The organism is Stenotrophomonas sp. HMWF003 (assembly GCF_003061285.1).
Lineage (GTDB): Bacteria > Pseudomonadota > Gammaproteobacteria > Xanthomonadales > Xanthomonadaceae > Stenotrophomonas > Stenotrophomonas maltophilia_AP.
On record NZ_QAIW01000344.1, the window covers coordinates 7528 to 11607 of the forward strand.

4 protein-coding genes, 1 tRNA gene and 1 pseudogene are annotated in these 4080 nt (G+C 68.2%); 2 read left to right on the forward strand and 4 right to left on the reverse strand.

The window, feature by feature from the left end; genetic code table 11:
* Positions 1 to 42: 42 nt before the first annotated feature.
* The 4 genes from DBR34_RS13825 to DBR34_RS13840 all read right to left on the reverse strand — a co-directional run bounded on the left by DBR34_RS13825 (position 43) and on the right by DBR34_RS13840 (position 2628).
* Positions 43 to 582, reverse strand: coding sequence for a lipocalin family protein (locus DBR34_RS13825; RefSeq protein WP_128097219.1), 540 nt, complete (start codon positions 580 to 582; stop codon positions 43 to 45).
* 204 nt (positions 583 to 786) lie between these two features.
* On the reverse strand, positions 787 to 1086 hold the full coding sequence (locus DBR34_RS13830; RefSeq protein ID WP_128097220.1) for a hypothetical protein: 300 nt from the start codon (positions 1084 to 1086) through the stop codon (positions 787 to 789).
* A gap of 90 nt (positions 1087 to 1176) precedes the next feature.
* Positions 1177 to 1252: transfer RNA gene (locus tag DBR34_RS13835), tRNA-Phe, on the reverse strand.
* A gap of 200 nt (positions 1253 to 1452) precedes the next feature.
* Positions 1453 to 2628 (reverse strand): YbfB/YjiJ family MFS transporter, encoded by a 1176-nt coding sequence (locus DBR34_RS13840; RefSeq protein ID WP_128097221.1) that lies wholly within the window; start codon positions 2626 to 2628, stop codon positions 1453 to 1455.
* Positions 2629 to 2701: 73 nt separating this feature from the next.
* Between DBR34_RS13840 and DBR34_RS13845 the strand changes: the two genes are divergently transcribed.
* The gene (locus DBR34_RS13845; protein WP_128097222.1) at positions 2702 to 3514 is read left to right on the forward strand and encodes a helix-turn-helix transcriptional regulator; all 813 of its coding nucleotides are present in this window, start codon (positions 2702 to 2704) and stop codon (positions 3512 to 3514) included.
* A 46-nt stretch (positions 3515 to 3560) separates the two neighbouring features.
* Positions 3561 to 4080: pseudogene (locus tag DBR34_RS13850) on the forward strand (hypothetical protein); the annotation flags it as partial.

Here is a 4080-nt window from a genome sequence, read left to right on the forward strand (position 1 = left end):
ACTACCGCGTGCGCGCGAAGGATTAGGCAGGCACGGCGCCGCTCAATCCAGCGGCGCCATCACTTTCAACGGGGCCAGGTCGTAGCCCATGGCTTCGGCCTTGGCCTTGATGCTGTCGAACTGCGTGGTGTCCATGCGCGGCGAGCGCGACAGGATCCACAGGTACTTGCGCGCCGGGTCGCCCACCAGTGCCCACTGGTAGTCCGGATCCAGTGCGATCACCCAGTAGTCGGCCCACACCAGCGGCACCCAGGCCAGCCAGTCGGGCACGAAGCGCACCTGCAGTTGGCCCGGCGCGCCCTCGACCGGGCGTGCCACGCCTTCGGCCGCGATGCGCTCGCCATCGGCGGTGCGGCACGCGTTGTGCACGCTGATGCGACCGTCACCGCGCAACGCGTAGGTGGCCGTGATGTCGCCCACGCATTTCTTCTGGAACGACACCGGCAGATGGGCGATCTCATGCCACTGGCCGGCGTAACGGCCCATGTCCAGGGCGGGCACCGAGCGCACGGGTTCGGCCGCCCACAGCGACGTGGCTGCAGACAGGAGAAGCAGGGCAAGCCACGGGCTGAGCAGGCGCATCGACGGCACTCCGGAACGGTCGACCGAGCTTAGGGGCAGGGCAGGGGCAAGGTGTGAAGTTTCTGTCATTTGCGCGTGCGCCCGAACGGCACCTTGAGAGACGCGACGGCCAGGCGGACCTATCGGCCCCATTGGGCTGGCGGCGATACGCGCACTGCGGACATCGCTTCTGACACGTTACGTTTGAGCCCCGCGCAGTTCGATCTAAAGGCTGCGGACGAAGGCTTTCATGGTTGCCTGCCAGCGCACGTCATCCGATCTGAAGTCCAGGCGCGCGCCGTCGCTCGCGCGGGTGACGTAGAGGAGGTCTGCCACTGTATTCACGTCGCCCGGGTGCGACGGCAGCCAGAACACCAGCATGTCCGTTTTCGCCGACCACTCATGCACCAGGTCCCACTCGATTTCCTTGCAGACGATCTCGAACAGCTCGGCCGTGTTGCTTACGGTCCAGCCGGCATCGTGCAGGTGCGTCCTCAATTCGATCATCCAGTCGCGCGCGTGCATCTGCGTCCTCGCAGGAAAGGGATCCGTGCAGATTCCGTACAACCGCACAAAGAAAAAGAGCCCGCATTTCTGCGAGCTCTTCTTGAATCATGGTGGCCGAGGACGGAATCGAACCGCCGACACGGGGATTTTCAATCCCCTGCTCTACCAACTGAGCTACTCGGCCACTTCATCGCTGCGTTGCCGCTGGCGAGGACGCGAATAATACGGAGGTATGCAGGGTTCGGCAAGCGTTTCGCGAAAAAAATTTCACATTTGTTGCCAGGCCTCGCGCGAAGGCCTGCAAGTGCTTGATCTGGCGTGGTCATGCGCGGCCGCCGTGCGCATGAACATCGGTTCAGTCCGCACCTGGCGCGCTGCGCGCAGTCAGTGCGTGTCGTCGGGCATGCACCACAGCAGCACGATGCCGATGACCATGATCACCGCGGCCAGCAGCAGCGATGCCTGGTAGGAGCCACTGTCGCGGGCGAGGGTGCCGGCCAGTGCCGGGGCCAGGATCTGCGCCACGCCGTAGCTCAGGGTCAGGTTGGCCATCGCCTTGGCGGGGTTGCGTGGGTAATGGCGGCCGACCACGGTGAGGGTGAGGCTGACGATGCCGGCGAACGTAAGGCCGAACAGCACGGCGCTGCCCAGCCCGGCCAGCAGCCCATCATCCAGCAGCGGCAGCACGAACGAGACGGCCTGCAGCGCGAAGGCCAGCATCAGCGCGCGGATCAGCCCCATCCGCGCCGCCAGCCGGTCCCAGGCGAAGGTGGAGGGCACCGCGGCGAGCCCGACCAGCACCCATACCGCGCTGCCATGGCCGCCAAACGCAGGGGTCTGTTCCAGGATGGCCACGATGAAGGTGGCGCTGACCACGAAGCCGACGCCGGCGCAGAAGTAGGCGGCAACCAGCAGATGGCGCCAGCGCCGTCCGGGCGGGGCAGGCACCGCGCCCGTGGCCTGGGCCGGTGCGGTCCCCGGCGCAGGCATCCACGCCCAGGCCGGCACCAGGACCAGCAGCCCCAGGGCAGCCAGCCACATCCATTGGTCACTGGAGCTGGCCTGCCCGGCCAGCGCGGCGGTGGCCAGCCCGGATACCACGATGCCCAGCCCCAGCCCGGCAAAATGCAGGCCCAGCCGCGGGCGCAGGCCCTGTGCCAGCAACCAGTTCAGCACCAGTCCCGAAGCCAGCAGCAGCCCGGCCGTGCTGGACAGGCCCGCGACGAAACGCAGCACACCCCACAGCCACGGCGTGGTGGTGAGCCCCATCAGCCCCGTGGCCAGCACCGCCAGCACCAGGCCCACCCGGTAGAAGTGGAACTTCTGCCGCATGTCGCCCACCCTCGCCACCAGCAGCGTGCCCAGCAGGTAGCCCAGGTAGTTGAAGGTGGCCAGCCAGCCGCCCTGGGCGGCGCTCAAGCCGGCGTCCACCCGCATCAGCGGCAGTAGCGGGGTATAGGCGAAGCGGGCCAGGCCCACGGTAAGCACCAGCGCGCAGATGCCGGCACCGATGACCTGCCAGGGACGACGTGCGGGCGCAGCAGGGGCGAGGACAGTCATGGCGGCAGGCAGAAGGGGATTGGCCCATCCTCGGCACACGGCGGCTGACTGTCTTTCGATAGAATGACCCATGATGTCGACCAAGCGACAATCCCGGCCGCCCACGCGGGTGGCGTCCTGGCGCGAAGTGCCGGTCCCGGCGCTGCGGCGGCTGCCGTGGCCGGTGGTGGCGCGCAGCCAGCAGCTGGCCGCCGGCGAGCGCTTCCCGCCGCACGCCCATCCCTGGAACCAACTGGTGTTCGCCACCGACGGCGTGTTGCAGGTCAGTGCCGCGAACGCGCGGCATGTGATCACCCCGCAGCAGGCGCTCTGGGTGCCCACCGGCACGCTGCACCACACCGGCGCACTCGGCACGGCGGCCTTCCGCAACCTCTACGTGGCCGACGACGCGGCGCTGGGCATGCCCGACCAGTGCGTGGTGCTGGAGGTGTCCGCATTGCTGCGCGAACTGATCGTGGAACTGGACCGCACCACGGCCGACCACGATCCGGACTACTACCTCACGCTGTGCCGCCTGATCAGCACCCAACTGCGCCGCCAGCCGCGCCACACGCTGCACCTGCCGTGGCCGCAGGATGCGCGCCTGCAGCGCTGGTGCCAGACCCTGCACGACCACCCCGGCGACGAGCGCGACATGGCGTACTGGGCCACCCGGCTGGGCGCATCGACACGCACGCTGGCGCGGCACTTCGAGCGTGAGACCGGCATGACCCTGCGCGCGTGGCGTACGCGGCTGCGCCTGCTGCGTGCGATCGAATGGCTGGCGCAGGGGCGTTCGCCCACCCTGATCGCGCACGAGCTGGGCTATGCATCGGCGTCCGCGTTCAACTACATGTTCCGGGTAGAAATGGGGATCAGCCCGTTGCAGTGGCGGCGAACACGCTGACCATCGCACACTGTCGGGCTACATCTGCACACGCTGGAGCACGGCAATGCCCGATTGGAACGCACTCGATGATGCCTATGGCAGCGCCGCTACCGTGGGCGCGATGCTCGAGGAACTGGATGCGGGCACCGGCGAGGCGGACTGGGATGTGCTGTGGTCACACCTGTGCCACCAATCCACGGTGTATTCGGCCAGCCTGCAGGCGCTACCCTATCTGCTGCGTGCCGCGCTGAAGGCGGTGCCGGCGCAGCGGATCGAGCCGTTGGTGCTGGCCGGTGCCATCGTCAGCCATGCCGACAGCGTGCCGGTGCAGGTGCCGGGCCATCCGCAGCTGCTGCCGCTGCTGCAGCACTGCACCGCGCAGACCCTGCGCGAGGTTGCCCGGGATGACCTGCCCGAGGCGTCGTTCCTGCACCTGCTGCAGGCCCGCCTGGCCTTCGGTGGTGAACGGGTCTGGTCGCGCGCGCTGGCCGGGGTGCTGGAAGGCGAACTGTCGGGCGTGTGCCCGGCATGCCAGGCCGATCTATACCTCGTCATCGACCCGCCGCAGGCCTTCGTCACGCACG

Bases quoted from the DNA above. Each gene is read 5' to 3' on its own strand.
- DBR34_RS13825 (WP_128097219.1), bottom strand. From the start codon at position 582: ATGCGCCTGCTCAGCCCGTGGCTTGCCCTGCTTCTCCTGTCTGCAGCC.
- DBR34_RS13830 (WP_128097220.1), bottom strand. From the start codon at position 1,086: ATGCACGCGCGCGACTGGATGATCGAATTGAGGACGCACCTGCACGAT.
- DBR34_RS13840 (WP_128097221.1), bottom strand. From the start codon at position 2,628: ATGACTGTCCTCGCCCCTGCTGCGCCCGCACGTCGTCCCTGGCAGGTC.
- DBR34_RS13845 (WP_128097222.1), top strand. From the start codon at position 2,702: ATGTCGACCAAGCGACAATCCCGGCCGCCCACGCGGGTGGCGTCCTGG.